Origin of the sequence: Streptomyces sp. NPDC017448 (assembly GCF_044330565.1) — a bacterium.
Lineage (GTDB): Bacteria > Actinomycetota > Actinomycetes > Streptomycetales > Streptomycetaceae > Streptomyces.
In genome coordinates this window covers 780,976-806,837 of record NZ_JBIRLM010000001.1, presented here as the reverse complement: position 1 = coordinate 806,837, position 25,862 = coordinate 780,976, and the positions used below count along the sequence as shown (strand labels likewise).

The 25,862-nt window shown below is 71.5% G+C and carries 20 protein-coding genes and 1 pseudogene; 5 read left to right on the top strand and 16 right to left on the bottom strand.

Features of this window, described 5'->3' with window-relative positions; all coding sequences use genetic code 11:
• Positions 1–108: 108 nt before the first annotated feature.
• From ACH4K1_RS03650 to ACH4K1_RS03640, 3 genes are all read right to left on the bottom strand, one after another.
• Positions 109–822 carry a transglycosylase SLT domain-containing protein gene (locus ACH4K1_RS03650; protein ID WP_398086167.1) on the bottom strand — a complete coding sequence of 238 codons (714 nt, stop codon included), beginning with the start codon at positions 820–822 and terminating at the stop codon, positions 109–111.
• A gap of 389 nt (positions 823–1,211) precedes the next feature.
• Positions 1,212–2,534 carry a PhoH family protein gene (locus tag ACH4K1_RS03645; protein WP_398086166.1) on the bottom strand — a complete coding sequence of 441 codons (1,323 nt, stop codon included), beginning with the start codon at positions 2,532–2,534 and terminating at the stop codon, positions 1,212–1,214.
• A 389-nt stretch (positions 2,535–2,923) separates the two neighbouring features.
• Positions 2,924–3,685 (bottom strand): isoprenyl transferase, encoded by a 762-nt coding sequence (locus tag ACH4K1_RS03640; RefSeq protein WP_073764419.1) that lies wholly within the window; start codon positions 3,683–3,685, stop codon positions 2,924–2,926.
• A 265-nt stretch (positions 3,686–3,950) separates the two neighbouring features.
• Here ACH4K1_RS03640 and mgrA point away from each other — a divergent pair, with 265 nt between their 5' ends.
• Positions 3,951–5,000 (top strand): L-glyceraldehyde 3-phosphate reductase, encoded by a 1,050-nt coding sequence (mgrA, locus tag ACH4K1_RS03635; protein ID WP_398086163.1) that lies wholly within the window; start codon positions 3,951–3,953, stop codon positions 4,998–5,000.
• Positions 5,001–5,355: 355 nt separating this feature from the next.
• Positions 5,356–5,767 (top strand): annotated as a pseudogene (locus tag ACH4K1_RS03630) (DNA glycosylase AlkZ-like family protein); the annotation flags it as partial.
• 96 nt (positions 5,768–5,863) lie between these two features.
• Here ACH4K1_RS03630 and ACH4K1_RS03625 read toward each other — a convergent pair.
• The 3 genes from ACH4K1_RS03625 to ACH4K1_RS03615 form a co-directional block, all read right to left on the bottom strand.
• Complete coding sequence (locus tag ACH4K1_RS03625) at positions 5,864–6,310, bottom strand: hypothetical protein (RefSeq protein WP_398086160.1); 447 nt, start codon at positions 6,308–6,310, stop codon at positions 5,864–5,866.
• A 142-nt stretch (positions 6,311–6,452) separates the two neighbouring features.
• On the bottom strand, positions 6,453–7,283 hold the full coding sequence (locus tag ACH4K1_RS03620; protein WP_398086157.1) for a class I SAM-dependent methyltransferase: 831 nt from the start codon (positions 7,281–7,283) through the stop codon (positions 6,453–6,455).
• Positions 7,284–7,473: 190 nt separating this feature from the next.
• A complete protein-coding gene (locus ACH4K1_RS03615) occupies positions 7,474–8,433 on the bottom strand; it encodes a prepilin peptidase (protein WP_398086155.1) in 960 nt (319 codons plus the stop codon).
• Positions 8,434–8,557: 124 nt separating this feature from the next.
• On the opposite strand from ACH4K1_RS03615, the gene ACH4K1_RS03610 reads away from it, so the two are divergent.
• Entirely contained in the window at positions 8,558–8,950 is a 393-nt protein-coding gene (locus ACH4K1_RS03610) for a DUF192 domain-containing protein (protein WP_398086153.1), read from the top strand.
• Positions 8,951–8,983: 33 nt separating this feature from the next.
• Here ACH4K1_RS03610 and ACH4K1_RS03605 read toward each other — a convergent pair whose 3' ends face one another.
• Positions 8,984–10,234 carry a hypothetical protein gene (locus tag ACH4K1_RS03605; protein ID WP_398086151.1) on the bottom strand — a complete coding sequence of 417 codons (1,251 nt, stop codon included), beginning with the start codon at positions 10,232–10,234 and terminating at the stop codon, positions 8,984–8,986.
• A 105-nt stretch (positions 10,235–10,339) separates the two neighbouring features.
• On the bottom strand, positions 10,340–10,933 hold the full coding sequence (locus ACH4K1_RS03600; protein ID WP_398086148.1) for a hypothetical protein: 594 nt from the start codon (positions 10,931–10,933) through the stop codon (positions 10,340–10,342).
• Between the two features lie 251 nt (positions 10,934–11,184).
• On the opposite strand from ACH4K1_RS03600, the gene ACH4K1_RS03595 reads away from it, so the two are divergent.
• Positions 11,185–13,206 (top strand): hypothetical protein, encoded by a 2,022-nt coding sequence (locus tag ACH4K1_RS03595; protein WP_398086146.1) that lies wholly within the window; start codon positions 11,185–11,187, stop codon positions 13,204–13,206.
• A 97-nt stretch (positions 13,207–13,303) separates the two neighbouring features.
• Positions 13,304–13,894 (top strand): hypothetical protein, encoded by a 591-nt coding sequence (locus ACH4K1_RS03590; protein WP_398086144.1) that lies wholly within the window; start codon positions 13,304–13,306, stop codon positions 13,892–13,894.
• Positions 13,895–14,215: 321 nt separating this feature from the next.
• Here the strand turns inward: ACH4K1_RS03590 and cas6e are convergent, their stop codons facing one another.
• The 8 genes from cas6e to ACH4K1_RS03550 all read right to left on the bottom strand — a co-directional run bounded on the left by cas6e (position 14,216) and on the right by ACH4K1_RS03550 (position 25,857).
• Positions 14,216–14,881, bottom strand: coding sequence for a type I-E CRISPR-associated protein Cas6/Cse3/CasE (cas6e, locus tag ACH4K1_RS03585; RefSeq protein WP_398086142.1), 666 nt, complete (start codon positions 14,879–14,881; stop codon positions 14,216–14,218).
• The gene (gene cas5e / locus ACH4K1_RS03580) at positions 14,878–15,702 is read right to left on the bottom strand and encodes a type I-E CRISPR-associated protein Cas5/CasD (protein WP_398086140.1); all 825 of its coding nucleotides are present in this window, start codon (positions 15,700–15,702) and stop codon (positions 14,878–14,880) included. Before cas5e ends, cas6e begins: the two co-directional genes overlap by 4 nt.
• Entirely contained in the window at positions 15,699–16,874 is a 1,176-nt protein-coding gene (cas7e, locus tag ACH4K1_RS03575; protein ID WP_398086138.1) for a type I-E CRISPR-associated protein Cas7/Cse4/CasC, read from the bottom strand. Before cas7e ends, cas5e begins: the two co-directional genes overlap by 4 nt.
• 24 nt (positions 16,875–16,898) lie before the next feature.
• Positions 16,899–17,603, bottom strand: a complete 705-nt coding sequence (gene casB, locus ACH4K1_RS03570; protein ID WP_398086135.1) for a type I-E CRISPR-associated protein Cse2/CasB — start codon at positions 17,601–17,603, stop codon at positions 16,899–16,901.
• Positions 17,604–17,649: 46 nt separating this feature from the next.
• A complete protein-coding gene (casA, locus tag ACH4K1_RS03565) occupies positions 17,650–19,242 on the bottom strand; it encodes a type I-E CRISPR-associated protein Cse1/CasA (RefSeq protein ID WP_398086132.1) in 1,593 nt (530 codons plus the stop codon).
• A 64-nt stretch (positions 19,243–19,306) separates the two neighbouring features.
• A complete protein-coding gene (locus ACH4K1_RS03560) occupies positions 19,307–22,030 on the bottom strand; it encodes a CRISPR-associated endonuclease Cas3'' (protein ID WP_398086129.1) in 2,724 nt (907 codons plus the stop codon).
• 897 nt (positions 22,031–22,927) lie between these two features.
• A complete protein-coding gene (locus ACH4K1_RS03555) occupies positions 22,928–24,562 on the bottom strand; it encodes a hypothetical protein (protein ID WP_398086127.1) in 1,635 nt (544 codons plus the stop codon).
• 932 nt (positions 24,563–25,494) lie between these two features.
• Positions 25,495–25,857, bottom strand: a complete 363-nt coding sequence (locus ACH4K1_RS03550; RefSeq protein WP_398086125.1) for a hypothetical protein — start codon at positions 25,855–25,857, stop codon at positions 25,495–25,497.
• Positions 25,858–25,862: the final 5 nt, after the last annotated feature.

Below are 25,862 nucleotides of genomic sequence, written 5' to 3'. Positions count from 1 at the left end.
CGGGCGCGCCGGGATGCGACGGTACACGCGCGAGGCCCCTCACCGTACGGACGGTGAGGGGCCTCGGGAGGTTGAGAAGGCGGGTCCGGGGAGTTCGCCGGACGCGCTCTAGTACCAGTTGTTGGCCTGCCAGAAGGACCAGGCGCCGCACGGGGAGCCGTACCGGCCGTCCATGTAGCTGAGGCCCCACTTGATCTGGGTGGCCGGGTTGGTCTGCCAGTCGGCGCCGGCGGACGACATCTTGTGGCCCGGGAGCGCCTGCATCAGCCCGTACGCCCCGGAGGACGGGTTGGTCGCGCGGTAGTTCCAGGTCGACTCGTGGTTCACGATGTTGCTGAAGCACTGGAACTGGTCGGCGGGGACCATCTGACGAGCCATCGCCTTGACCTCGGCGACGCTGTAGGAACCCTGTGCGGAGAACGAGGACGCGTCACGGACGGAAGAACGGCTGGCGCGCTCGGCGGCCTCCTTCTTCTCCTTCTCCGCCTTGCGCTCGGCCTCCAGCCGGTCCTCGGCCGCCTTCTTCTTGGACTTGGCGTCCTTGGCGGCCTGGATGCGGGCGGACTCCTCGGCCGACTTCTTCGCGGCGGCGTCGGCGGCGGATGCCTGGGCATCGGCCTGCTGCATCAGCGAAGCGGTCTGGACCTGGGCCTGCTGGCCCGCGGGGATGTCTGCGAGCAGCGTGGTGTCGGCTGCGGCTGCCTCGAAGTTGTTGTCGTCGGCGGCAGGTGCGCCGCCCGCAGCAACGCCTACGACGGCGCCTACGGTGGTGACCGCGGTGGCGGATGCCACGGCGAACCCCCGGACCGAGATCCGGCTCACATGGTGTCCTTCCAGCATCGCCCGCTTAGGTGACCTCGCGGGCGCGTTCGTGCCCCTGGCACTGGCCTCCCTACTGCGTGGGTCACGGGAGGCACGGGCCCGGTGCGCAACCCCGGTGAAGGGGCTGCCGCGTGGTGCTCGCGGGCGGCATACGGACGTCTCGTGTTGAGTTGTGTGGTGCGTGGCGCCTCTGGAGGCGCCCAAGTGCCGTATGCGGGGCCTGACGGAAGCAAGACTCTGCCGGACGGGGACGCCGGGAGGCAATTCTGTGTTGCGTGGGAAAGGTCACACCCCGTTCGGCCCTCCGGTTTCGCGGAAATGACGGCACAGCAGCATGCCGCCCGGCTAAGCTCCTTGGCTCGCCGGGCGGCATCAACGGGACATGCGGGTCAGATCTGGCCTTCCTCCAGCATTTCGGTCACCAGCGCGGCGATCTGCGAACGCTCCGACCGCGCGAGCGTGACGTGCGCGAACAGCGGATGGCCCTTCAGTTTCTCGACGACGGCGACGACTCCGTCGTACCGGCCGACCCGGAGGTTGTCCCGCTGGGCCACGTCGTGGGTGAGCACGACACGCGAATTCGCCCCGATCCGGGACAACACGGTCAACAGGACGTTCCGTTCGAGCGACTGGGCCTCGTCGACGATCACGAACGCGTCGTGCAGCGACCGGCCGCGGATGTGGGTGAGCGGCAGGACCTCCAGCATCCCGCGCCCGAGCACCTCCTCGATGACCTCGCGCCCGGCGACCGCCGAGAGCGTGTCGAAGACCGCCTGCGCCCAGGGGCTCATCTTCTCGGCCTCGCTGCCGGGGAGGTAGCCGAGCTCCTGGCCGCCCACCGCGTACAGCGGGCGGAAGACCATCACCTTCTTGTGCTGCTGCCGCTCCAGCACCGCCTCCAGGCCCGCGCAGAGGGCCAGCGCCGACTTCCCGGTGCCCGCGCGTCCGCCCAGCGACACGATGCCCACGTCGCTGTCGAGGAGGAGGTCGAGCGCGATCCGCTGCTCCGCGCTGCGCCCGTGGATGCCGAACGCCTCCCGGTCGCCGCGGACGAGCCGTACGTTGCCCTCGGCCGTCACCCGGCCGAGCGCCTTGCCGCGTTCGGACTGGAGGACCAGGCCGGTGTGGACGGGCAGCCCGGCGGCCTCGGGGACGTACAGCGTCTCCTCCCCGAACAGCAGGTCGATCTGCTCCCCGGCGAGGGTCAGTTCGCTCATGCCGGTCCAGCCGGAGTCCGTGATGGCGAGCTCCGCGCGGTACTCCTCGGCGAGGAGGCCGACGGAGGACGCCTTGATGCGGAGCGGCAGGTCCTTGGAGACGACCGTGACGTCGTACCCCTCGGCCTGGAGGTTGCGGGCGACCGCGAGGATCCTGGAGTCGTTGTCCCCCAGCCGGTAGCCGGCGGGCAGGACCCCGGGGTCGGAGTGGTTGAGCTCGACGCGGAGCGTTCCGCCCAGCTCCCCGAGGGGGATCGGGGCGTCCAGCCGCCCGTACCGGACCCGGAAGTCGTCCAGGAGGCGCAGGGCCTGCCGGGCGAAGTAGCCGAGTTCGGGATGGTGCCGTTTGGCCTCCAGTTCCGTGACCACCACGATCGGCAGCACGACTTCGTGCTCGTCGAAGCGGGACACGGCCCCGGGATCGGCGAGCAGGACGCTGGTGTCGAGAACATAGGTGCGCCGGTCGGACAGACGGCGCTTGCTGCTGGTCACCACGGAAGGACGTACCCCCTCGGACGAGGTCGGGGAGTGCGACGAACGGTCGCGGAACTCCCCGAAAGGAGAGGACGGGCCGGGATCGGGCGCCTGTGCACGGGCCGGGCCGCGGCCACCGAGCCGGCCGCGGACGGTCTGCGGTCCTTCGTGTGCAAAGGGCCTCCCGGGCGAGCGGGCTGGGTGCCGCTCACTTGGACGCGACATCCGCCTGGTTGCTGACCGGACGTCGACCTGACAGGGGTATTCCCTCTTCCGTCCGAAGCCATGCCGCTGCATATGACACGGTGTGGAGAAGTCCTGGTGGACGCGCGATGACCCCCGGCGGACGCGACGGCTCCCCCGGTACGGGTACCGGGGGAGCCGTCGGGTCACGCGTGCGGCAGGGGCGCTCAGGCCCCGTAGCGGCGGTGGCGGGCGGAGTAGTCGCGCAGCGCCCGCAGGAAGTCGACCTTGCGGAAGGCCGGCCAGAAGACCTCGCAGAAGTAGTACTCCGAGTGGGCGCTCTGCCAGAGCATGAAGCCCGACAGCCGCTGTTCGCCGCTGGTGCGGATCACCAGGTCGGGGTCGGGCTGCCCCCGGGTGTAGAGGTGTTCGGAGATCAGGTCGGTCGAAACGATCTCGGCCAGCTCCTCGAAGGTCGTGCCCTTCGACGAGTGCTCCAGGAGCAGCGAGCGCACCGCGTCCGCGATCTCCTGCCGGCCGCCGTAGCCGACCGCGACGTTGACGATTATCCCGTCGACGCCGGCCGTCGCCTCCTCCGCCTCCTTGAGGACCGTCTGCGTCTCCGCCGGGAGCAGGTCGAGCGTGCCCACGTGGTGGACCCGCCAGCGGCCGTCCGCTGCGAGGTTGCGCACGGTGTTCTCGATGATGCCGAGCAGCGGCTTCAGCTCGTGCTCGGGGCGGTCGAAGTTGTCGGTGGAGAGCATCCAGAGGGTGACGACCTCGACATCGGTCTCGTCGCACCAGCCGAGCAGCTCGGAGATCTTGTCCGCGCCGGCCTGGTGGCCCTGCACGGCCGACCCTCCGGACGCCTTGGCCCACCGCCGGTTGCCGTCGAGGATGACCCCGATGTGCTTGGGCACCTGATCGTGGTCCAGGCGGCCTTCCACCCGGCGCGCGTAGAGCCTGTACACCAGGTCGCGGAAGTTCACTGCGTTCACCCTCTCGGTTCCGTACGGGCCCGGGGCCCGCCCTCCCCGTCGCCGGGGGTCCGGGGGCCGTCCCCCGCAGGGGATCGCTGCGCGGTCTGCGCCACGCGGACACTCCCCCCGGCGGTCCGCGCCCCTTACCACTGGACACGGCCGCGCGGGCCTGCGCCGCGCCGCACATCGGCATTCCCCGAAGCCGCCACATTACTGCGACCGGGTCACGGGGGCCCAACCCGGTCTGTCACAACTCCGTGATAAGGAGTGAAACGTGACTGATTACCTCTCCCCCGATCTGTACTACCGCGCCGCCGACACGCGCTACGACTCCATGGAGTACCGGCGCACCGGACGCAGCGGCCTCAAGCTCCCCGCCCTCTCGCTGGGGCTGTGGCACAACTTCGGCGACGACCGCACCCTGGAGTCCCAGCGGGCGATCCTGCGCCGCGCCTTCGACCTCGGCGTCACCCACTTCGACCTGGCCAACAACTACGGCCCGCCGCCCGGTTCGGCCGAGCTGAACTTCGGCAGGCTGTTCGCCCAGGACTTCGCCCCTTACCGGGACGAACTGGTCATTTCGACCAAGGCCGGTTATCTGATGCACCCCGGCCCGTACGGCGAGTGGGGTTCGCGGAAGTACCTGCTGTCCTCGCTCGACGCCTCCCTGAAGCGGATGGGCCTCGACTACGTCGACATCTTCTACTCGCACCGCTTCGACCCGCACACCCCGCTGGAGGAGACGATGGGCGCCCTGGCGTCCGCGGTCCGGCAGGGCAAGGCGCTGTACGCGGGCGTCTCCTCGTACACCGCGGAGCAGACCGCCGAGGCGGCGCGGCTGCTGAAGGAGATGGGCGTGCCGGCGCTGATCCACCAGCCGTCCTACTCCATGATCAACCGCTGGATCGAGGACGACGGGCTGCTGGACACCCTGGAGACGGCCGGGATGGGCTGCATCTCCTTCGTGCCGCTCGCCCAGGGGCTGCTCACGAACAAGTACCTGAACGGCATCCCGGAGGGGTCGCGCGCCACCCAGGGCAAGTCCCTCGACCCGGGGCTGCTCTCGGACGAGGTCGTCCGCCGGCTCAACGGGCTCGACGCCATCGCGCGCGGTCGCGGCCAGTCGCTGGCCCAGCTCGCCATCGCGTGGGTGCTGCGGGACAGCCGTATGACGTCGGCGCTGATCGGCGCGTCGAGCGTGAAGCAGCTGGAGGAGAACGTGGCGGCCCTCGCGGCTCCGGCGCTGACCGCCGAGGAGCGGCGGGAGATCGACGCGTTCGCGGTGGACACGGCGGGCACCAACATCTGGGCGGGCCGCGGCTGACGTACCAGGGGCCGCCGCCGAAGCGGTCCCGTGGAAACGGGCCGGTCCGGGCCCACGGAAAACCGGCCGGTCCGGGCCCATGAAAAAACGGGCCGGTCCGTGGGGGGGGATACGGACCGGCCCGAGGGGGGGTTTCCACCATAACCCTTCGTAAGTCCCGCCGCGTGCCACGCCACTCCGCCACTACGCTCCGAAACCGCCGGACCGCGCTCCGAGCAGGACGCGCCCCCGCCCGGCCTCGTCCGTCGCCCCCGTTATCGGCATCCGTATCGAGGGGTCGCCTGATGCCGTCGCCTTGACGCCGCCCGGGCCGAAGAGGACGGAATCCGACCTGAAGGGGCCCTGCGTTCGAGGCATGACGAACCGATCCCGTGCGACCGCCGCCCCGGACGCGCCCCCGGCCCCCACCGTGACCTGGGCCGGGGCGAGCGCCCGGCGGCTCGCCCCGGCAGCACCTCCTCCCCTCTCCCCTCCTCCCCTCCGCCTCCCCCGCCGCGTCCCCGGCGGGGGAGGCGGCCGCGATGCCCGGCGCGCACGCCCAGGTGCTCTCGGCCGCCGAGCTGTCCGTGGGGCTGCGCGGGTACGGGCTGACGCGCACGGACGTCCGTACGGCCCTGTGGACCGACCGGACCCTGGGCAAGACGTTCGGCCCGCGCGGCACGGCGCACCTGCCGCCCGCCGCGGACCTGCCGCCGCGGCCCGGAGCCCTCTCCGCCCTCCCGACGGGTGCGAGCCCCTTCCCCGAGGGCAGGGCCGGCCCGGATCGGGGCGGGGCGGGGCGGGGCGGGCCGGCCCGGATCGGGGCGGGGCGGATCGAGTCGGGCCGAGGCGGGGGGGGCGGATCGAGTCGGGCCGGGTCGGGGTCAGGTCCGCGGGGTGAAGCGGATCGCCATCGTGTCCCCGGCGGCCACCACGAAGTCCCCCTCCTCGCAGCGGATCACGGCCTGGAGCACCTCCCCGCCAGCGTCCCTCAGCTCCTGGGTGCCCGCGACGGTCCACGCTCCCCCGTACGGCGCCTGCGGCAGCTGGGCGGGCGGGGCGTGCTGCCAACGGCTCGCCGGTACGCACCACTCGGGCAGCCGCGGCCAGGAGCCCGGGGTGACGCGCAGCGTACGGTCGGAGGCGCAGGTCAGCAGGACGGACGGGCCGTCCGCGAGGACGAACTCGACGGCCTCCGGCTCCCCCGCCCGCCCCTCGGGCCGGTAGTACACCCCGAGGACGGCGGTGACCCTGGCCCCCGTGAGCCAGTCGGCCTTGCCGTGCCGGGCGCGCCCGGCGGACACCGCGCACCCCTCCCGCTCCACGGTCATGGCCGCCCCTTCCGTCGCTGTGCGTGCGTGAGCCGTTCCGATGGGTAGGACGGCTGCCCGCACGATCCCGTTGCCTCCCGGACGCAGATGAACTGGCGTACGGGGCAAGCGGGTTGGCCGGGAGGGTGTCACCCGGCCACCGTCAGCCGGGCTTGCGGGCCTCGATCAGGAAACGGGCGGTGCGGGCGACGAACGGCCCTTCCTCCTCGATCTTCCGGTGCAGCGCCGCCAGGGGGCGCCGGTACTGCTCGACGGTGAAGCCGGGCACCATCCAGATCACCTTGCGCAGGAAGTAGACCACCGCGCCGATGTCGTGGAACTCGGTGCGCAGGGTCTCGGAGCGCAGGTCCACCACGTCGAGTCCGGCCGCCGTCGCGGCGGCCCGCGCGTCCTCGGGGTGCCGGGCGCGACGGACCTCGGGCGGCTGGGGGCCGAGGAAGTACTCGACGAGTTCGAAGACGCTGGCCGGGCCGACCTGCTGGGAGAAGTACGTGCCACCGGGGGTGAGGACCCGCGCGATCTCCTCCCACCACGTGGTGACCGGATGACGGCTGACCACGAGGTCGAAGGCGGCGTCCCCGAAGGGCAGCGGCGGCTCGTCCTCGTCGGCGACGACGACCGCGCCGAGCGGGTGCAGCAGGGCGGTGGCACGGGCCACGTTGGGCGGCCACGCCTCGGTCGCCACGGTGACCGGGGGAAGCTTCGGCGCGGAGGCCAGCACCTCGCCGCCCCCGGTCTGGAGGTCGAGCGCGGCGCGGGCCCGGCCGAGGCGGTCGGCCATCGCGCGGGCGTACCCCCACGAGGGGCGCTGCTCGGTGGCCCGGCCGTCGAGCCAGGAGAAGTCCCATCCGTCCACGGACACGGAGTCGGCCTCGGCGACCAGGGCCTCGAACCGGTCACGGGAGGCGGCGGAGGCGAAGGAGAGGGGCTCCTCGGAGGCGGGGGCGGGGCCGGGGGCGGCTCGTTCGGACATGGGGGAATCGTGTCAGGCGGACCCGGCGGGCGCGAACGGATTCGGGGCGGGGTGCGGACGAGGGGGTCGGCGCGCGACCCGGCCCCGGTGGCGGATGCGCGGCGGGCGTGGGCGGGGCCGGGGGGCGCTCTGCGGGCACGGGTGGACGAGGCCGGGGCGGGCCTGGGGCCGGGCCCCTCCCGTACGGCTCTCACCCGGCCAGAGCCCCCAGCAGCAGGCCGGTCAACGCCCCGGCCATCATGAACGGGCCGAAGGGGATGCCCGTCCTGCGCCCCGCCCGGCGCAGGAGCACCAGGCCGAGTCCGTACACCGCCCCGAACAGGAACCCGGTGAACCCGCCGACGAACAGCACGGCCCAGCCGTACCAGCCGAGGACCACGCCCAGGGCGAGGGCGAGTTTGACGTCCCCGAACCCCATGCCATCCGGGTTGATCAGGAAGAGCAGGAGGTAGAAGCCGCCGAGGGCCAGGCCGCCCAGCAGGCCCGACGTCCAGGACCCGGCGTGCCCGGGAAGCAGGGCGGCGCCGCCGAGCAGCAGGACGGCCGCACCCGCCAGGGGCAGGGTCAGCGGGTCGGGCAGCCGGTGGACCCGCCGGTCGACCACGGCGAGGAGCACCGCGACGGGCGTCAGCGCCAGCCACCCGACCAGCTCGGGCCTGGCGCCGGTGGCGGCGGCGAGCACGACGCAGACCGCCACGGTGGCCACGGGGGCGAGGATGCGGGGCGCGTAGACGGGCGGGCCAGGGGCGCGGGGTCGGGAAGCGGGGCCGCCAGGAGCGGGGCCGCCAGGAGGGACGGAGGCCGGGGCTTCAGCGGTCGGGGCTTCAGCAGCGGAGACTTCGGAGGCCGGGGCTTCAGCAGCGGGGGCTTCGGCGGTGTCGCGGTCCGGGGTCGCGGCCGCTGTCGGCGCTCCGGATGCCGCCCGGGCCGTGGCCGCTCCCGGGGCGGCGGGCGGCCCCGAGGCGGCACAGGGGGCGCAGCGGACCGGGCCCAGCCAGCCCCGTACCGGGCCGGTGAGCGGGTGGCCCGCCGGGCACGCCGTACGCCACGGCTCCTCGGGCTCGACCGCGAACCGGTAGGCGGCGCGCGGGATCAGCAGTCCGGTGACGGCACCCCAGACCGCGGCGACGACGAGCAGCACGGCGTCCACGGAACGACCCTAACGGTCTTCGGGAACAGGGGTCTTGGGCCCGGGGGCCCAGAGCGGGCGGCCAGGGCCCAAGCGTCGCCGTTCGGGGTCCGTACGCCTTCCCCGGGGGCTACGGTCGGTGCCCATGAGGACATGGCGCGATAGCGAGGGGACGCTCACGGTCGGCACGGACTCCGGGGCCCGGGAGGTGCCGCTGCGCATCGCGGCCTCGTACCGGGCCCGGACCCGGGGGTTGCTCGGCCGGGACGGGATCGAGGGGGCGTTGATGCTCACCCCCTGCGGGAGCGTGCACACCTTCGGCATGCGGTTCGCCATCGACGTGGCGTACCTGGACCGCACGTTCCGGGTCCTGGCGGTCACCACGATGCGGCCCGGCCGCCTCGGACTGCCCCGGTTGCGGGCCCGGCACGTGGTGGAGGCGGAGGCCGGGGCGATGGAGCGGTGGGGGGTGCGCCCGGGCGTGCAGGTGGAGCTGAGGGCGGAGGCCCCCGCGCCGGGGACCGCCGGACCCGCGTGAGCGCCCAGGCACCGGGCGCCCGGCACAGGTTCTCTACGGCGGGCCCGCGCCCAGGAGGGTCCAGGCTCCGTAGGCCGCCGACGCGCAGGCCAGCACGGTGAGCACGGCGGCCGTGCCTCCCGTCGTCCGGAGCCGGGCGAGGGCCGCGGCGGGCGGCAGCAGCAAGGGGAAGGCGGGCATCATCAGGCGCGGCCGGGAGCCGAAGTACCCGGCGCCGATCAGCGAGATGACGACGATCGCGACCGCGTAGACGAGGACCGGGAGCGGCTGCCGCTGCCGTACGCACAGGACGACCAGCCACCCGAGCAGCCCGAGCGCCGCGCACAGGCCGAGGGCGGCGGGCCAGGGGAGGCCGGCGATGAAGGAGGCGAGGGCGACGCCGCCGTCGATGTCGTTGCCCCACTGCGCCTGGACCTCGAAGTACGCGAACGGGCCGCCCTCCCGGACCGCCACGAACACCACGTACGCCAGCCATCCCAGCGGTGCGAGCGCCACGCCCGCCGGCATCCGGGCGCGGCGGCGCGGCACCGGTCCGGCGGGACGCCTCTCCCCGCCTTCCGGCCCCGCGCGGCCTTCGCGGCTCGCGCGCCCCTCCCGGTACTCCCGTACGAGGGTGGCGGCGGCGGTGATCACCAGTGCGGCGATGAGCGCGGCGGCCGTGGGGCGGGTCAGCCCGGCCAGGACGCAGAGCCCGCCCGCCACGATCCAGCGCCCGGTGAGGACGGCGTACAGCGCCCAGGCGGCGAGCGCGGTGAACAGGGTCTCGGTGTACGCCATCGACTGGACGAACGCCGTCGGGTAGACGCCCCAGAGCGCGGCCAGCACCACCCCCGTACGCCGTCCGCGCAGCCGTGCCCCCACGGCGTAGATGCCCCACGCGGCGAGCAGCCCGGCCGTCCAGGCGACCAGGAGGCCCGCGCCGCCGAGGGTGAGCGGGGTCACGGCGGAGACGGCGCGTTCCAGGGCGGGGAGGAGGGGGAAGAACGCCAGATCGGGGTGGACGGAGCCGTTCGGGAGGGTGACGGTGTAGCCGTAGCCGTTCTCGGCGATGCGCTGGTACCAGACGGAGTCCCAGCGTCCGCTGAGCGGCCCCAGCGGGTCCTTCCCGGCGGCCGACGCGGCCACCCAGAAGACCAGGAGCCCCAGGGCCCGCACGGCGGCGTAGACCGCGAGCGCGGGCGCGGCGGACCGGAACGCGGCGGCGGCCCGGGGGCCGGGGGCGCGGGGGCCGGCGGCCGGGGCGGGGGGCGCCGGGGCCCGGGGGCGGAGCTGGTGATCGGACATATGGCCGATTATGACGTCGGGGCGGGCCCGCCCCGCCACGGCGTCCCGGCGACCGGGCCCCGGCCCCCGTCCGGCTTCCCGGCTCGGGCCCCGTCCGGCCCCGGCTCAGACCCCCAGCACCTCGTTCCCGAACACCTTCCACGGGGCCATGTCCACCGCGTCCGTGACCGCGAGCTGCGGGTGGCGGGCGGCGGTGTCGTCCCGTACGGCGACGGTGTCGGGCCAGGCGTCGAGGGGTGCGGCGCCCTCGATGACGACGCCGTCCCAGTCGGTGGCGGCCGTCGCGCCGGTCCGGTCCACGACGAAGCCGATACAGAGGACGGAGGCCCGGCCGACGGTCCGCCGGATGGCGCTCACCGCGTGTTCCCGTTCCGGGCCGGGCAGCTCCCCCACGGAGAACTCGACGGCGACGACGCCGCCCCGGGCCCGCCGGATGCGCACCAGGAGGTCGGGGCCCGCGTCGGCCCACAGCCGGAATCCGACCTCGTGCAGCCGTTGGAGCCCGGCGAGGGACAGCAGCTGCTCACGGGTGACGGGCGAACGGGCCCCCAGGGAAGCGGAGTCGAGGCTGACGAGCACCGTACGGCCGGTCACCGGATGCGCCGGGCGCAGCCCTTCGGCCTCCAGGTCGCCCAGGAGCGTCCGGGCGTCCGGCCGGGACCAGCCCAGGTGGTACGAGTAGAAGAATCCGGCACCCATCGACGCCCACCCCACCCCATCGCTCGGCATCGCGGCGGCGCGGTCGGCTGCCCCCGGCACCTCCGAGCGTACTGAGCGGCGGCCGGGGCGGCGTGGGCCCACGGACCCACGGACGGCGCCGGTGGAACACCCGGCCCGGTCTCACCGTAGTTGGGCCCTCCTTTGGGGCCGGAGGCCCGGGCCGGGGCGGTCCTCCGTCCGTACGCTCCCAGCCGTCGGGCAACACGTGCGGGGTCGAGGAGAGGTGTGCCGTGAACGGTGGCGGGGGCTGGGGAGACCGGGGCGCGGGCCGCATACCGCAGGGGCGCGACGGCATCGCCGGCGCCGGCGCCCCGCACCGCGGCCACCGGGGCGGCCGCTTCTTCGCGTTGACCCGGAGCTGGGCGACCGGCGGCCTCGTCTACCTCGCCCTCGGGCTCGCCGTGAACCGGGTCCTGGTCGAACTGCTCGGCACCGAGGCGCGGTGGGAGACCTTCGGCTGGCGGCTGGGTCTGATCCATCTGCCCGCCCTCGTCGTGACGCTCCTGACGGTCCTGGCCGCCGCCCGCGTCCTCCCCGAGGAGCACCGCGCGTCCTCGCGCACCCTGTACCCGCTCGCGGTCCTGGCCGTACCCGTGGCCGGGCTGCTGTACGGCTTCGCCGTCGCCGGGGACGTCGTCGGCATCGAGGGCGTCCTCATGCCGACGGTCTCGCTGGCGGCCGGTGCGGCGTCGGGGATGGCTGTCGACCGGCTGCTGGAGGAGCGCGCCGCCCGGCCCCCCGAGCCGCCCCGGTACGCGTACGACTGGCGGGACGGCGGCGCGACGGCGACCGAGTACCTGGGCGTCGTCGTCCTCACCGCCCTGCTGATCGGCGCGATGGCGATGGCCGGGGTCGGCGGGAAGATCGGGGAGCGGCTGCGGTGCGCGATCGGCTCGCTGGCCGGGGGCGGCGGCTCCTGCTCCTCCGGTGGGGCCGGCCCCGAGGCGAAGCCGAAGACCGACGCGGAGTACGAGCCGAAGATGTGCCAGGTCTCCAGCATCTCGGACACGGCCGGGGGCAAGGTCAAGGTCGGCTGGTTCGAGTGGGGCGAGGAGTACGGCTTCCAGCAGAAGGTCTCCCAGGCCAACACCGACGTGAACGGCGACGGCACGGTCGACGGGAAGGACAAGGTCGTCTCCATGACGTTCACCGACGCCGCCTCCGCCGGGGCCACCGCCAGTACGCCGGGCGTGAAGCTCGGGAGCCTGGGCAAGGCGGACGTCGACATCGGCGGCGGCATCAAGATCACCAACGGTGACACCTGGATCTTCGCGAGCGAGGAGGAGGCCCAGCGGATGCGGGACGACATCGAGGAGATGAAGCTGTGGGAGACCTCCACCAGGCACAGCGGCGGCTACGGCGGCGGCTGGTACTCCGCGATGAAGTGGGCGGAGAAGAAGGAGGCCGTCGAGAAGAAGATCGGTGACAAGAAGATCTCCTACTCGACGGTCGGCCTCAACGCGTACGCGGACGGCGGACTCTCGGTCAAGGGCGGCGACGAGGACGAACTCGGCGCCAAGCTGGGCGGCAAGGCGAAATTCTCGCCCGAGGTGACGATCGCCCGGGACGACGTGAACGGCAACGAGTCGGCCACGTACACCGCCAAGCTCGAACTGGAGGGCAGGGCGAGCGGGAACACGGGCCCGCTCAAGGGGACCGTGGGCGCCAAGCAGAACCGCACCGGGGCCATCACCGTGACCCGCGATCAGAAGACCGGGAAGATCGTCCGCATCGACATGACGCAGACGGTGGAGAGCGGTTCGACGTCCGGGAAGGTCGAGGTCGGCGGGGACAACGGCGAGAGCGGCAAGGACAAGCGCGGCGGCAAGGGCGGCGTGTCCGACTCCTCGGGCGAGACCGGCATCGACGTGGTGACGAACTCGATCGTCTTCGGCAAGGACACGGACGCGGGAACCGAGGCGAAGCGGGCCGTCGCCGAACAGTGGCTGGACGGCTCCGGCGACAACACCGCCCCCTTCGCCTACCTCTTCGGCGACCACGGTATGGAGAACCGCCCGGACGGCGCCGACCCGTTCCAGCAGCTGATGTTCGAGGACGGCCTGTCGAGCACCCTGCGGTACACCGGGGAGAGCGACGCCCAGGAGTTCGGCTTCGAGATCTCGCTCGGCATGAGCCTCGGGCTCTCCCTCTCCACGGAGGAGAAGAAGGAGACGCTGGCGGACGCGCGGTTCCTCGGCGCCCCGCGGGGCGATGCGCGCGCCTACCTTCCGTACAGCTACTGCGCGAACTGACGATGCGACGGAGAGACGAAGAGACGGAGGGACGGTGACCCGAACGGTGTTGGCCAGGACGTGGAGGGCACGGGACGCGCGGGGTACGGGGGCGTCGGTGCGGACCCGAAGGCGCTCGGCGGCCGGTGCGGCGGCCGTCCTCGGAGCGGCCCTGCTGCTGTCCGGGTGCGGTGACGGCGACGGGCCGGCCGATGTACCGGACGGCTGGGGCACATTGGAGACGAGGAGCCTGACCGTGGGCTACCCGAAGAGCGAGGGGTACGCGGAACAGCCCGCGACCGAACGGGCGGAGAGCAACGCGGCCGTGGCGCTCCGGGAGGAGGACGGCATTCGCACCGGCATGGTCTCGGTCCAGCTGGACTTCGCGACGGGGGTGCACGACGCGGCGGGGGCGGCCGCGGCGGCGGGGGCGGGCATCGGCCTGAACTCCACGCGCAAGGCGACGGAGGACGTACGCCTCGCCGGCCCGGAGGACGCGCACGAGGCCCGCGAAGCCCGCCGGATCGACTACGACTTCACGGCGGACGGCGAGGAGGACACCCCGAACAGGGGAACGCCGATGACCGGGGTCCTGGTCGCGGGCGTGGACACGAAGGGCGTGCCGTTCGTGGTGCGCCTGAACGCGGTGAAGGACGCGGTCGACGCGGAGGAGCTGGACGCGTTCGTGGGGTCGATCACGGTCAAGTAGACCAGTACGGAGAGAGGTTGGCGCTCCGTCTCCCCCAAAGGCGTCAGGGCGGGAGGCTCGTCTACGGCGGAGGGCCCCGGGCGGCCGGGCGAGGACGGCAACCGAAACGCCCCCCTCCGCTCACGCGGAGAGCACGGCGGTGTCGTCACAGGCATCGTCCTCGTCTGCGGCTCACCTCCGCTCGCGCGGAGAGCGCCCTTCACGACGGTCCACCCCCTCCCGCGTAGGGCCCCTGGAGAAGAGGCGGAGATCCTGCCGCGCCGGAACGTCGCCGTTGCTCCAGGAGCGCGGCACGACGCCGATCGACGCTCGCGGATGAACTCACCCAGCAGGAGCAATACTGAGCAGCCCGCATCCGTACGCCTTGCCCCGCCCGATGCCCGTAGCGAGCTTCTCGCGCAGCAGGCCGGCGTCGACGACGCGGGCCGTTCCATCGAATTGTGTGCGGGCATGCTGGATTTGCCGCTTTGGGTCGGTTTTTTTGGAACTCTTGTTGCCGCGCACCATGGCGAGCGGGTGGGCGTCGATGTGCAACGGCTCCAACCCGCCCGCACGGGACTGGCGTTCCCACCATTCAACAGCGGCGTTGCCGCTCAGGGCCACGACCGGCGGGAGCCCATAGGCTTCCCGAGAGGTGGTACCCGGCTTGCGCACGGGGTTGGCCACACAGCGGTAGTTGACGACCATTCCCTTGTGCAGGGTCGACAACAGGGCGTCGAGGGAACGCGTTTCGACACGGCCATAGGAGTTCGGCAGGCGTGAAGAGTCGGGTTTTATGTGGCTCTGCAGGAGAATGCGCGGTCCACGTGGGCCATCCTCGGCACGGAACAAGACTCCGAACGCGGCCCGCGCCGGGCCTTCGACTCCGTCGGGAAACATCTGCAGCATGCGCTGGTGCAACCGGATGCCCTGGTCGCTGCCACCGAGGTCCCTGCGGGCTGCGTGAGAACTGGGCGAAGGCACGATGCGGCTCAGCCACAAGGTCACCGGGAGCTCCTCTCCGGCTTGGCGAAGTGGGTGTCGATGTAGGTGCGGAGCTTTTCCAGGTAGCCGGTGCCGAAGCCTTCGTACGGTGCGTCCGGCAGGTGCACGGCACGCCGGTACAGGGGTCGGGGCCGATACCGGCGCTCCAGCGGGGTGAACGACAGCGGCTCGTCCGTGACTTCGCCGCTGTGGTGATCGCCATCGCCCCTGTCCGGTGCGTCGGAGTCCACGGGGAGGACCCCGAGCGGTCTGTCACTGTAGAAGTCGGTCGGCTGCCGGCCGCGGCGCGGCTTCTTGGCCGCCAGCGGCAGCTGCACCAGGTGGCGCAGCGGATCTTCTACGGTACCCAGCAGGACCGGGCCTTCCGGCGGACAGGACCGGCGGCCCAGAAAGAGCGGCCAGTGCGGGTCGCGCAGGGCGGCGGCGCACATGTGGAGCAGATCTGTGTCGTCGGCGGTGAGCGCGAGGGTGAAAGCGGCGTCGGCCAGATACTGACGCTTGGACACCAGAGTGCCCCTACCTTCGCCCCTACGTTTCCCGTCCACGGTGATCACCGTTTTATCGGCGGGCAGCCCACCGCCCACCGTGTGGAAGTCGGACAGGACCACACCGGGGCGGTCGACGCGTACCGTCATCGACAGCGACGTGAGGTCGTCCAAGGACGCTTCGCGCTCCCGCCCGAGCGCTGCGGCCAGCATGCCCACGACGCCGGACCGCGTGGGGAACCTGGCGGTGTCACGCCACAGGTACTTGCTGTGCGTGCCCCAGGATTGCAGGGGGCCCGCCAGGCGCAGCAGCACCCCGTGAGCAGGTTTCCCGGTCACTGGGGGGCCTCGGCGAGCGCCACGCGGACGGCGGCGGTGACGAGAGCGTCGAAGGACGCATGACGCTCGCCGAGATGCTCCAGCTTGTCGAAGTGGAGGGAGGCGTGCGCCGCGTGCAGGACGCGGTCGGGGCCGAGGAGGGTGTTCGCAGCCTTGGAGTAGGCGTCGATGCCCTCCACCGAACGCACGACGTAGCCGCCGTGCTGAGCGGACCGTACGGGCTCCTCGAAGGCCGCGGCGAAGGACAGGGGCCGGTCGGAGCGGACCGCCACATGGACCAGGTGCGGGAGCGAGTGCGGGGCGGTGGAGTTCTTCTTGGCCTGGGGAAGCGACTCGATGAAGGAGAGCAGGAACTGGCCGGCGAGTTCGCGCGCGGCTTCGACGGCGATGTCGTTGTCGTCGCTCAGGTTCTTGGCCAGCTCCTTCAGGTCGACTGTGGCGAACCGGTACAGGGTGCCGGTGCTGAACTCGGCCGTGCCCATGTGGCCGCTGCCGGTTTCATCGCCCTTCGTCGCGGTGACATCGTCAACGGCTGCGAAGTAGTCGAGTTCGACCTCGGTGGTGTGCGTGGTGAAGGCGTGCGCGACCTGGACGGCGCCGTCGACACCGGCCTGGTCGACTTCGGCCAGCATGCGGCCGAAGAGGTTGATGACGCCGTTCCTCTTGATGAGGATTTTGTCGATCTTCCCTTTCAGGACGCTCTCGGGCTTCGTCTTTCCCTTGCCGGTGAAGTCGGTCGTGAGCGCGTCCTTGTGGGCTTCGGCGATGTCCGCCAGCTCCTGGACGGCGTCCTCGGGGAGGTAGATGAGCGCGTTGGTCAGGACCTTGTTCGTGATGGGCTGCTTGTCCTTCCCCTTGGCCACCTCCCACTTGATGCTGCTGCCCGCCGCGACATGCGCGCCGGCACGATCGGCGAGCTTCTCGTCCCACCCGCGGTCGCGGAGTGCTTCGGCGACCCGCTCGCCGATGCGGCGTGTGCGCAGCGCGTTGTCACCGAGCGCGTCCTGGAAGTGCTCGCGGATGGCCCGCTTCCAGGACTGGCTGGAGATGCGGGTGCGCAAGGCGTCGCCGTAGAGCATGGTCTTCACCGAGTTGGTGTCGTCCCGGTTCAGGTTCGCGTAAGGAATGGGCTGGACGACGTGGATATCGAGGAAGCGCGGCGTGCGGGTCATCGAGGAGCTCCTTGGGTGAGCAGGTCAGTCCTGGTCGGCACGGGCGGTGATCCGGTAGAAGTCCTGCAGCCAGCGACGACCGATACGCCCGGACTGGTAGGGCCAGTCGACGAGGTCTGTCAGCAACTGTCCCCAATCGATGGGGGAATCGGTGGCGCGCACCTGGTTCACCGCGGCGGGGAGGTGCAGATGGATGCCGCGGAGGCTCTGCCGTGTCAGGAGGTTGATGCGGTTCTCCGCGGCGCTCATCCGCATGGAGGCGCCCTTGGCCATGACGGCTTGCCCCAAAGTGGCGCCGAACGAGGAACCGTACGGGCTGTACGGAGGGGGATCCGACGGGGTGGTGTCCGACCGGGTGGAGCCCGACGCCGCGGTCCCCCCGTCCGGTCCGCCGTTCTCCTCAAGAACCTGCCCGCCTTGTTCGGCCTCGGTGTCTTCGTCGTCTTCCTGACCGGGCGCGAAGGCGTGTCGGGGCTGTGCTGCGATCAGCGAGGCGATCGTGTAATGGGCCTGCGCTGTTCTGTCATCGCACTCTTCCGGCAGGCGCGTCGTCAGCAGCCGGTGCATGGGGCGGGCGCGCGGGTGGTCCAGATCGCGGCGGAGCCCCGCGCGCAGGGCCGCACGGGCTCCGGAGTCCCTGCGGCACAGACGTTCGATGTCCAGGGTGAAAGCGATGTACGAGGCACGAGTCCTCGGGCGCTTGCTCGCTTCAGGGGCTGGGGAGGTCACTGCCTGTCCTCGGATCGGTGGGCGGCGGTCACGACTTCTCGGGCGTTCATTTCGTCTTCGGTTGCTTCATCGCCTTGTACGGGTCTTTCAGGGCGGCGAGGATGATCGCCTTCGCCTTGGTGACGGCCTTCGCGCCCCGTGGGGTACGTGTCACGGAATCGGTCACCGTCTCGTACGCGTCGAGGGCGTGCCGCCCGAAGGCCCGGCAAGCGGCCTCGAAGTCGAAGCCGGAGTCCACGCCGCCCTCGGCGCGGTTCAACTGACGGAACCTGGACCAGAACTCGTCCTCGGCCGACGGCCAGTACCGTGCGGCGACCGCGTCCAGCCAGGCCCCGGGGTCGTTCTTCTTGTCATCCGTGTACTTCAGCCAGGCTTCCTTCGTAGCCTTCTCCAGCCGGTATCCGAAGAGCTCACCGAGTTCCCGGAGCTGCCGTACGGGCAGGTCGCTGCTCATCACGTCTTCCTCGACTCGGGTGAGGAGTACCGGCGTGGTGGAATCGACGTATTGGTGGTTGGCCGACTTGCCGGCGTCCTGTTCGAAGCCGAGCGCCCGCACGCGCAGGTACTCGCTGACGTCGAAGGCGTGGCTCATGACCTTGGGCTGGACGGGGCTCGCGTCGTCCAGCTGTTTGAGCAGAAGGGCGTCGACGTCCCTCCAGAGGGAACGGGAGGAGCGTGCGAGCCGGGGGTAGGTCTCTCCTTCCTTGCCGATGTCCCAGATCAGGTAGTCGTCTTCCGGCCGGATCCGTTCGGCGTCGTAGGCCCAGGTGATGTACGCGTCTCTGGTGTGCTCGCCGTCCTCGGCCGGGACGAGGTACAGCGCGTGCTGTGAACAGGCGGTGAGCCGTGAGCAGGGCCCTTGCGGCTCGGGCATGGGCTTGAGCGGGTCCGGGAGGTCCTCGCGCTCCCACGGGCACAGGTCGGTCTGCCGGCTGACGTCGCCGTCCGGCGGGGTCAGCCCCGCCAACAGCGTCAGGAAGAGGTTGTCGCACTCCGGGTGATACGACAGTGCGGCCCGCAGGGGTGACGCCTTCGCGTAATGGTGACTCACGTGGCCGACCGCACGCCTGGAGAGGGCGCCGGGCGAACCCCAGTAGTGCCAGGTCAGCAGCGAAAGCGCCGCCTGCGAAAGGTCAGGGAGTACAAGCTCGTCATGACTCCAGTGCCCGAACCAGGAGTGGTTGTTGCCCGCCGCCCGGCTCATGACCAGCTTGTGGACGCCGGCGGTCTGGTTCCTGTCGCACTGCTCGGGAAGGCGAGGATCCTGGAGCCAGGGTCGGTCGCGGTCGAACAGGTCGAAACGATGGGCCCACTGGTCGAAGTAGCCCGCGATGCCGGCCTTGCGGCCACCGGGGAGCTCGACGCCCTCTTCAGGAAATCCCTGTTCGAGGATTTCCTCCCGTCGATCGCCCCAGCTGCCGGGACCCGCCTCGTCCAGAGCGGTGATCCGGGCAGTGAGCGCGTACAGCAAGCGCAGCAGCGCCGAGTGAGCCGGGGCTTCCGGAATCAGCAGCGTGCGGATCTCCCGGGCATGCAGGAACAGATCCCTGAGGCCCACATGCGATGGGCCTGGCTTCCCCTCCAACCATGCGACAGGAATCCATGGCTGATCGATCACATCGGACGCAGGCGCGGCCACGTCCCTCCCCCCATGGTCGGACGTCCACTGAATGGTAGACGGACGCGCGGAGGGGGGCAGTCGTTTATGGCAACTCCTCAATCATAAGACCGTGTTCGCTTATGCAGAAACGGTGCTTCAAACTGGTGTACACCCACGTGTCGCCTTCCGGTCTCAGGTTCAGTCGGAGGACATTCTTGAGGGCGGGCATGGCGCGCCAAGCGCCGTCGGCATCACCATCCACGGCCTCGACGAATCGCTTCGGTACCGGTACCAGATACGGGACGAGCTGGCCCGGATTCGGTTTCCGCTTGTCACCGCGCTCAAGCTTCCGCTCCGGGAGGCCGTCCTCCAGGAGATACACCCTGTTCCCCGGCCGGTCGTGCTCGTACAGACAGACCACATGCACCATGTCCTCCCCGAGCACGGAGGTGAGCAGCTCGGGCTCCACGCCGGTGTGGTCGCGGCTCAGCAGGCTGAGGTCGCCATCGAGCTCCCACGGTCCGGGCGCCGCCAGCCACCGCGCAGTACCGTCGGCCCGCCGTTCACGGACCACGCGCTGGTTGTCGAGCTGCTGAAGCCCGCGCGCCGCCGGCCGCTCCAGCCTGTCGGCGAAGTCTTCGGCATACACCTCATCCAGCAGGAGAGGCAGCTCTTCGGGCAGAGCAACCGTCCTGCCGGTTCCCAGGAGCAGGTCAGTACGCCGCACCAGCGCGGCGTCGTCCAGTTCCGACACGTCGTCCGCCCGGATCACCACCAGCCTCGACCGGTCACCCGCCCCCTGCAACGCACGGGCCAACAGGGCCGCGAGCGGTGCCGGTCCAGATAGGACGAGGTCGAAATGCAGGCCCCGGACATGCTCCAGCATCGGTGTCGTCACCAGCACGGAGGGGCTGGGGTCTTCACCTGCTGGGGCGAAGGCGCTCCGGCAGGCGGCAAGGCGCTGCCATCTGTCCTTGTTGCGCATCTGTTCATGGATCAGGGTCACCTCCAGACCGGGGAAGTCCTCTGTGAGCTGATGGAACGTACGGATGGCTTCCGCGGGCGTCGAACGGTAGACAGCGACTCTTCCGTTGCCGGCTGCGACGATCGGTGCGAGAGCCGCCCGGATCTCGCCATACGGCGTGCCGTCGACGACGGTGATGTCGAGCGTGCCGGCACGGGTGGCATCAGCAGGCTGCTGAGGGAGGTGCCCGCCTCCGGATCGAGCATCCACGAACGACCACCCTGGCGACCGACGAGGCTGCGTCACCGGTTCTCGGCCTCCTCCCGCACCGCGGCGGTAGGCCGCAAGCATCGCGTCCACCGATGTGTCCGCTGCCGTCGCGGCCAGGACGACCGGGATGCGCAATGCTGCGGCCCACTCCAGGAAACGGAGCATCAACTTCTGCCCCCAGGCGCCGCGGGCATGAGCTTCATCGACCACGACGACCTTGCCGGAGAAGGCAAAGAGCCTCATGACGTTGAACTTCACCGGCATGACGGCCTGCAGAAGCTCGTCCACCGTCCCCGTGCCGAGCGCAGCCAGTAGCGCGCGGTGATGGGAGTTGAGCCAACTGTTCGCTGTCGGAACCCACTCCTCACCGGGTTCCGCGCTGACGCCGTCGGTCGCATGAGCGCGCGCCCACTGCTCCGCGGATTCCGCCGGCTTCAGCCGGGACGAGCTGTGGAGCAGCAGCGACTGCCAGGGGCCGGTCAGCGCCTGCTCGGCGAACGCGTGCACCTGCGCCATATGGCTGTCAGCCGCTGAGCCGGTCGGCAGTGCGTAGAAGAGGCCCCGCGCGTTCGCCGCATGCCCGAGGACGGCCGCTGCACGAAGGGCCGCTTCCGTACGCTCCTCCGATGGCGGAGCCGTTACGACCACCAGGCCCGGCCCGTGCGCGGCCACTAGCTCGGGCACCTGGCGAGCCATGCTCGCCCCCAAGCCGTCCTTCCCCGCGCGCGGACCAGGCACCGGAGGCCGGACGAACCCCGTCCCGAGCAGGTCCGCCTGCTGCAGCAGGCGGGGAGCGGCCGACCGGGCGATCTGCCAGTAGGAGTCCAGGTCGTCGGGGGTTCCAGTCCATCCCTCTTTCGTGAGCCGGGCCTGGATCTCTCCTTCGATACTGGCCAGCCAGTCCGACAGGACCACCAGCCCCGTCAGGACGACGGCCGCTCCTGACGTCATCCGGCCTTGCGGGACCGACGTCGCCCCGACCACTCGGCGCACCTCGTCGAAGTGGATCCGCCGCTGCTCCTCCCAACTCCCTACACCCATGCCGGGGTGACGCGCCGCGAGGCACCGCGTGTCCTTGTCGTAGACCACCGGGTGGAAGCGGCCGCCGTGGCCACCGAGCATCTGGGCCACCGCGTGACTGAGCTGGGACTGCGGACGCCGCTTCGACGACGGATAGCCGATCTCCTTGAAGATCCCCACCAGCCACCAGTGCGCCGCCGCTTCGTGCGACTGCCGGTCCTGCTCGGCACCGGGACCGAAGGCGTACCCCGGTTCACTTGTCAGCTTCCGGGTCAGCAGCTTCCCGTCCGCCGACTTCGGCCCGCCCCGGTGCAGCTGGAACGGAACACGGATCTTCCCGATGTCATGCAGCCCCGCCCAGAACGCCGCGAGCGTCCGCGCCTGCTCCTCCGGAACCTGCAGCGCCTCCGCCACCATGCTCCGTTGGTGCACGGTCAGCAGTTCGTCCCAGACGACCTCAGCGACGGCCGCTGTGTCCAGCAGGTGGCAGATCAAAGGATGCGTGTGGGAGACACCGCGGACGTCCTTACCCAGCCCCGCGGCCTTGCCCCAGAGGCGACAGTCCAGAGGCATGGTTCTCCTTTTTCGCGGGTTCGGTGGAGGTGCGCTCCCGAAGGACGCAGCAGAAGGCGCCGGCTCACAACACTCCGCCACCATGCTGCCTCCCGATGAAGACCGACGCAGGAGAATTTGGTCAATCCCAGCTACAACAAGTTCGTGGTCCCGTAGAGTACTTACTGCTGCACGCCTCTCTGGGAGGTGCGCGGAATCCCATTGGCTCTCCAGTCGACGGCAGATCGAGATGAACGCACGACCCTCTCGAGGGATGGGCGTAAACCCTCGGCTGTGTCTCGCCCTGGAGAAACAATGTCTCGATTCCTGCGGAAGTTCGTTCTGCGACGCGAGTTCCTTCTTGAGGTATCACGCGTGGCGGCCAGCACGGTACTCCGTGTCCTGATCAACGAACTCGTCAGCCGGCTCTTCTGAGCCAACGGTGACGGATCCCAGAGGTCCGTCACCTCTTGCGTAACGGAGATGTCCCTCTGGCGGTCGGCGCGCCCCCACTACAGCTACGTCTTCCCTCGCGCCCAGCAACCTTCTCCGTGCGAGACGGTCCGACCCGTGAGTAACGGATCCACACTCCTCTCCGCAGTGGAGTCAGCCCCGCACGAGCGAGCGCGAGCCGGCGGGGGCGGCGTGTGCGAGGCCGTGCTCCACGTGTTCTCCGCGCGAGCGGAGGTGACCCGAAGGAATGGGGTGCGCTGATCACGCACATCGTGTGCTCTCCGCTTCCGCGGAGGCGAGTCGGCGTACGACCGGTTGCAGAGGACTCTCGACCACAGGTACCGGAGACATCCGCAAACCCGAACCCCGAGGCCACCGCAGTAACCGAAGCCGAAGCTCCGAGGCCGATGAGCCGGACTGTCGAGAAGGTCGGTGGTGCGGGTTTACGGTCGCGCCTTCCGTTCCTCAGAGCAGCGGGCAGCTGAAGGGGAGGACGCGCTCGGACAGACGGCCGGTGAGGAAGCCGTCGGCGATCTCCACCTCCTCCAGCCAGCCCGCCGCCGTCAGCTGGTCCACGAGGTCGGGCAGGGCGTCGAGGCCGACTACGCACCAGGAGACGAGGGAATCCAGGTCGATGCCCTCCCCCTCGGGCCCCAGCCGTGCGTCGACGGAGACCCGGGTGGCCAGGGCGAGGGCGAGCAGCCGTGCGTCGGCTCCGGTCCTGGCCTTGCGCAGCTTCTTCTCCCCCACGACGCGCTGGGCCCATCCGCTGAGCCGGGGGCGCATCTTCCGGCCGAACGTGAACGGGCCGGGGTCGTCCTCGGTGGGCGTCAGCGACGGCACGCTGATCCGGGTGGGGTTCTCCGGCCGGGAGGCCATCAGCTCGTCGACGGTCCCGGAGAGTTCCAGCCAGCCGCACTCCACCAGCTGTCCCACCACCTGCTCGGGATCCGGCAGGGGCAGCCCCTTGACGTCCTGCCCGACGAGGTTGCCGACGCCGGACTGCGCGGTCCGCAGCGTCAGCATCACCACCAGCAGGCGCGCCTCCGGCCCCGGCAGCGGTCCGTGGTCGGCCACGTGCGCGAGGACGGCCCGTGCGTGGTCCCACTGCGCCTGGGCGGTCAACAGCCTGGCCACGGCGGGCCCTTCGCCGTCCGGCGCCTGTCCGCTGCGGTGCAGGTGCTGGAGCCGGGCGGCGTCGGCGGCCTGCTCGGCACGCTCCGCGTCGAGGCGCAGCCCCGGGTCGAAGGTGATCTCGGCCCAGGCGTGGAAGGCCTCCGCCTTGCGGTCGTGGAGTTCGGCGAGGAGCGCGAGGTCGGGCTCTTCACGCTGTTGGTAGGCACGGAAGAGTTCGCCGAGTTCGGTGAGTTCGTCCCGTAGGGAGACGGGCCGGAGATCGTGCGGGACGAAGCGCTGCGCGATCCTCCCGCACGAGGGCCGCCTGCGTACCGGCCTCGACGATCTCGCGGCCCTTTCCGGCCGGGGGGCGGGCACCTCGGGCGAGGCCGCCGCGGGCCCGGGGGCCCGGTGCGAGAAGTGCGGGACGACGGCCGGGCCGTTCGGGGCGGGGCCGGTGGCGACCTGGAAGGGATCGGCCGCCGGGGTGGGCCGGCCGGGGCCCCCGCCGGCTCGCCCCGGCCCTTCGGGAGCCTGGCTGTCGGGGGCGGACCGGGCGGGGGGCGGCGCGGTGGCGACGACCTTCGCGGTGGGGTGGGCCGCGGCGCAGCGGGAGCAGCACTCCATGACCTGCCACCAGCGCCCTTCCCGGTCCGCCACGACGGCCAGGACCACCGCGCCGCCGCACCGCCAGGGGGCGGGGCGCTCCCGGGGTCCGGCGGGGCGGATGTGGGTGTGGCACTCCGCCGCCCGGCAGGCGCAGTACGCCTCGGCGCGGGGGGCCGGTCCCGCCCGTAGGTGGGCCTTGAGGTGCGCGACCGCGGCCGTACGGCCGGCGGCCGCGGAGGGCAGCGTCTGCGCGGCGCAGCCCGGCCGGCTGCACGAGACGCGGACGTCCGCCCGCCCGCGGCCGGCAGGGTCCAGCCGCACCGTCCAGGTGCGCCCGGTCACCCGCTCGTTCGTCGCCTGGGCCTCCATACCCATCACACCTTCCTCGACGACGCGCCCGCGTGCCCCGGCGCCCCGCCCGCCACTGGGCGCCCCGCACGACCGGCCGGGCCGGTGGCCGGGGCCGCGGGCGCCCCGGGAGCCGCGCGCCCGCCGGTGCCGGTCCCCCTTCCGCTGCGCTCGAAACGCTCGGTCACGCACGACGGGCCCACCGTGTCTCCATCCCTGTGAGGTGTACTGAATGATCCGTATGAGATGTGCATCAGACGTGCTGCATGAGATCCGCTGATCCACAACGCCAACGACGGTCCGCTGTTCGAGTGACGGGGGCGCGGAGTATCTGGCCGATTTCCGTCGCGGGGGGCGGCGACAGGGGGCCGGGGATTCGATGGAACCTGTACGCCACAGGGGGCCGCGGAGGCCACGAGCTCGGGGAAGCCCCCCATCTCGGGGGCGGGGAGTTACAGGGGGTACAGGGTCGCGGGGGGGCGGCCGGGATGCCGACTGAAGGAGGGGTGCCGGTTCCTGGGCCGCCGTCTGAAGCGGGGGGGGGGAGCTGCGCAAGGCGAGGGCCCGCACGGGGAACGAGTGGTGGGGGGGGGGGGGGGGGCGGGGCGGGCCCCCCCCCCCCCCCCCGCGCGCCCCCCCCCGCGGCCCCCCCCCCCCGCGGGGGGGGGGGGGGGGGGGCCGGGGGGGGGGGGGGGGGGGGGGCCGGGCCGGGGGCCGGGCCCCCCCCCACCACCGTTACGCTGCGCGCCCTGCCGGGTCGGCCCGCGCTGGAGCGGGCCGGTTGTAGGTTCTCACTTTCGGTGTCATACGCCGACGCTGTGACCTGGACTTTCTCCTTGCGTCTCACGACGTGTCGGCCGGCGGCTGTCTCAGATCGGTGTCATTTCCTCAGATTGTCCAACAGGATTCACCGCTGCCCAGGGGCGTCACGGACCGGCTTCTACACCTTTCCGTTCCATTCACTCGCGCACGGTCACTGCTCGCTCGATGCGGCTGACGATGTCCTTCTTGGAGGCCGTGTCCAGGGTCTCCGGGATCTTGTCGAAGGTGTCGGGAAGAACGTCGAGCAGACCCCGGATCTGTTCGCCGGTGTTGACGGTCAGCAGTTGCTGGCACCTCCACTGCAGCGGCATCTCGGGACGGTGCGTGAGCCGCTGCACGAGCGTCGGGAACAGGTAGTGCGTCGCCTCTGGGGTGAGGTGCTCTCGGAGCCAGTCGACCGGGAGCCGCTGGCTGAAGCTGTGCATGGCGGCCTCCTGGGCCAGGTCCAGGAGATGAGCTGTGTCGACGACTCGGACAGTGCGGGGAAGGGCCGGGGTCATGTCGC

Excerpts from the sequence above, each read along its gene's own strand:
- ACH4K1_RS03625 (WP_398086160.1), bottom strand. The coding sequence starts at position 6,310 with ATGACCGTGGAGCGGGAGGGGTGCGCGGTGTCCGCCGGGCGCGCCCGG.
- ACH4K1_RS03620 (WP_398086157.1), bottom strand. The coding sequence starts at position 7,283 with ATGTCCGAACGAGCCGCCCCCGGCCCCGCCCCCGCCTCCGAGGAGCCC.
- ACH4K1_RS03610 (WP_398086153.1), top strand. The coding sequence starts at position 8,558 with ATGAGGACATGGCGCGATAGCGAGGGGACGCTCACGGTCGGCACGGAC.
- ACH4K1_RS03605 (WP_398086151.1), bottom strand. The coding sequence starts at position 10,234 with ATGTCCGATCACCAGCTCCGCCCCCGGGCCCCGGCGCCCCCCGCCCCG.
- ACH4K1_RS03600 (WP_398086148.1), bottom strand. The coding sequence starts at position 10,933 with ATGGGTGCCGGATTCTTCTACTCGTACCACCTGGGCTGGTCCCGGCCG.
- cas7e (WP_398086138.1), bottom strand. The coding sequence starts at position 16,874 with ATGACCCGCACGCCGCGCTTCCTCGATATCCACGTCGTCCAGCCCATT.
- ACH4K1_RS03560 (WP_398086129.1), bottom strand. The coding sequence starts at position 22,030 with ATGCCTCTGGACTGTCGCCTCTGGGGCAAGGCCGCGGGGCTGGGTAAG.
- ACH4K1_RS03555 (WP_398086127.1), bottom strand. The coding sequence starts at position 24,562 with ATGGGTATGGAGGCCCAGGCGACGAACGAGCGGGTGACCGGGCGCACC.
- ACH4K1_RS03550 (WP_398086125.1), bottom strand. The coding sequence starts at position 25,857 with ATGACCCCGGCCCTTCCCCGCACTGTCCGAGTCGTCGACACAGCTCAT.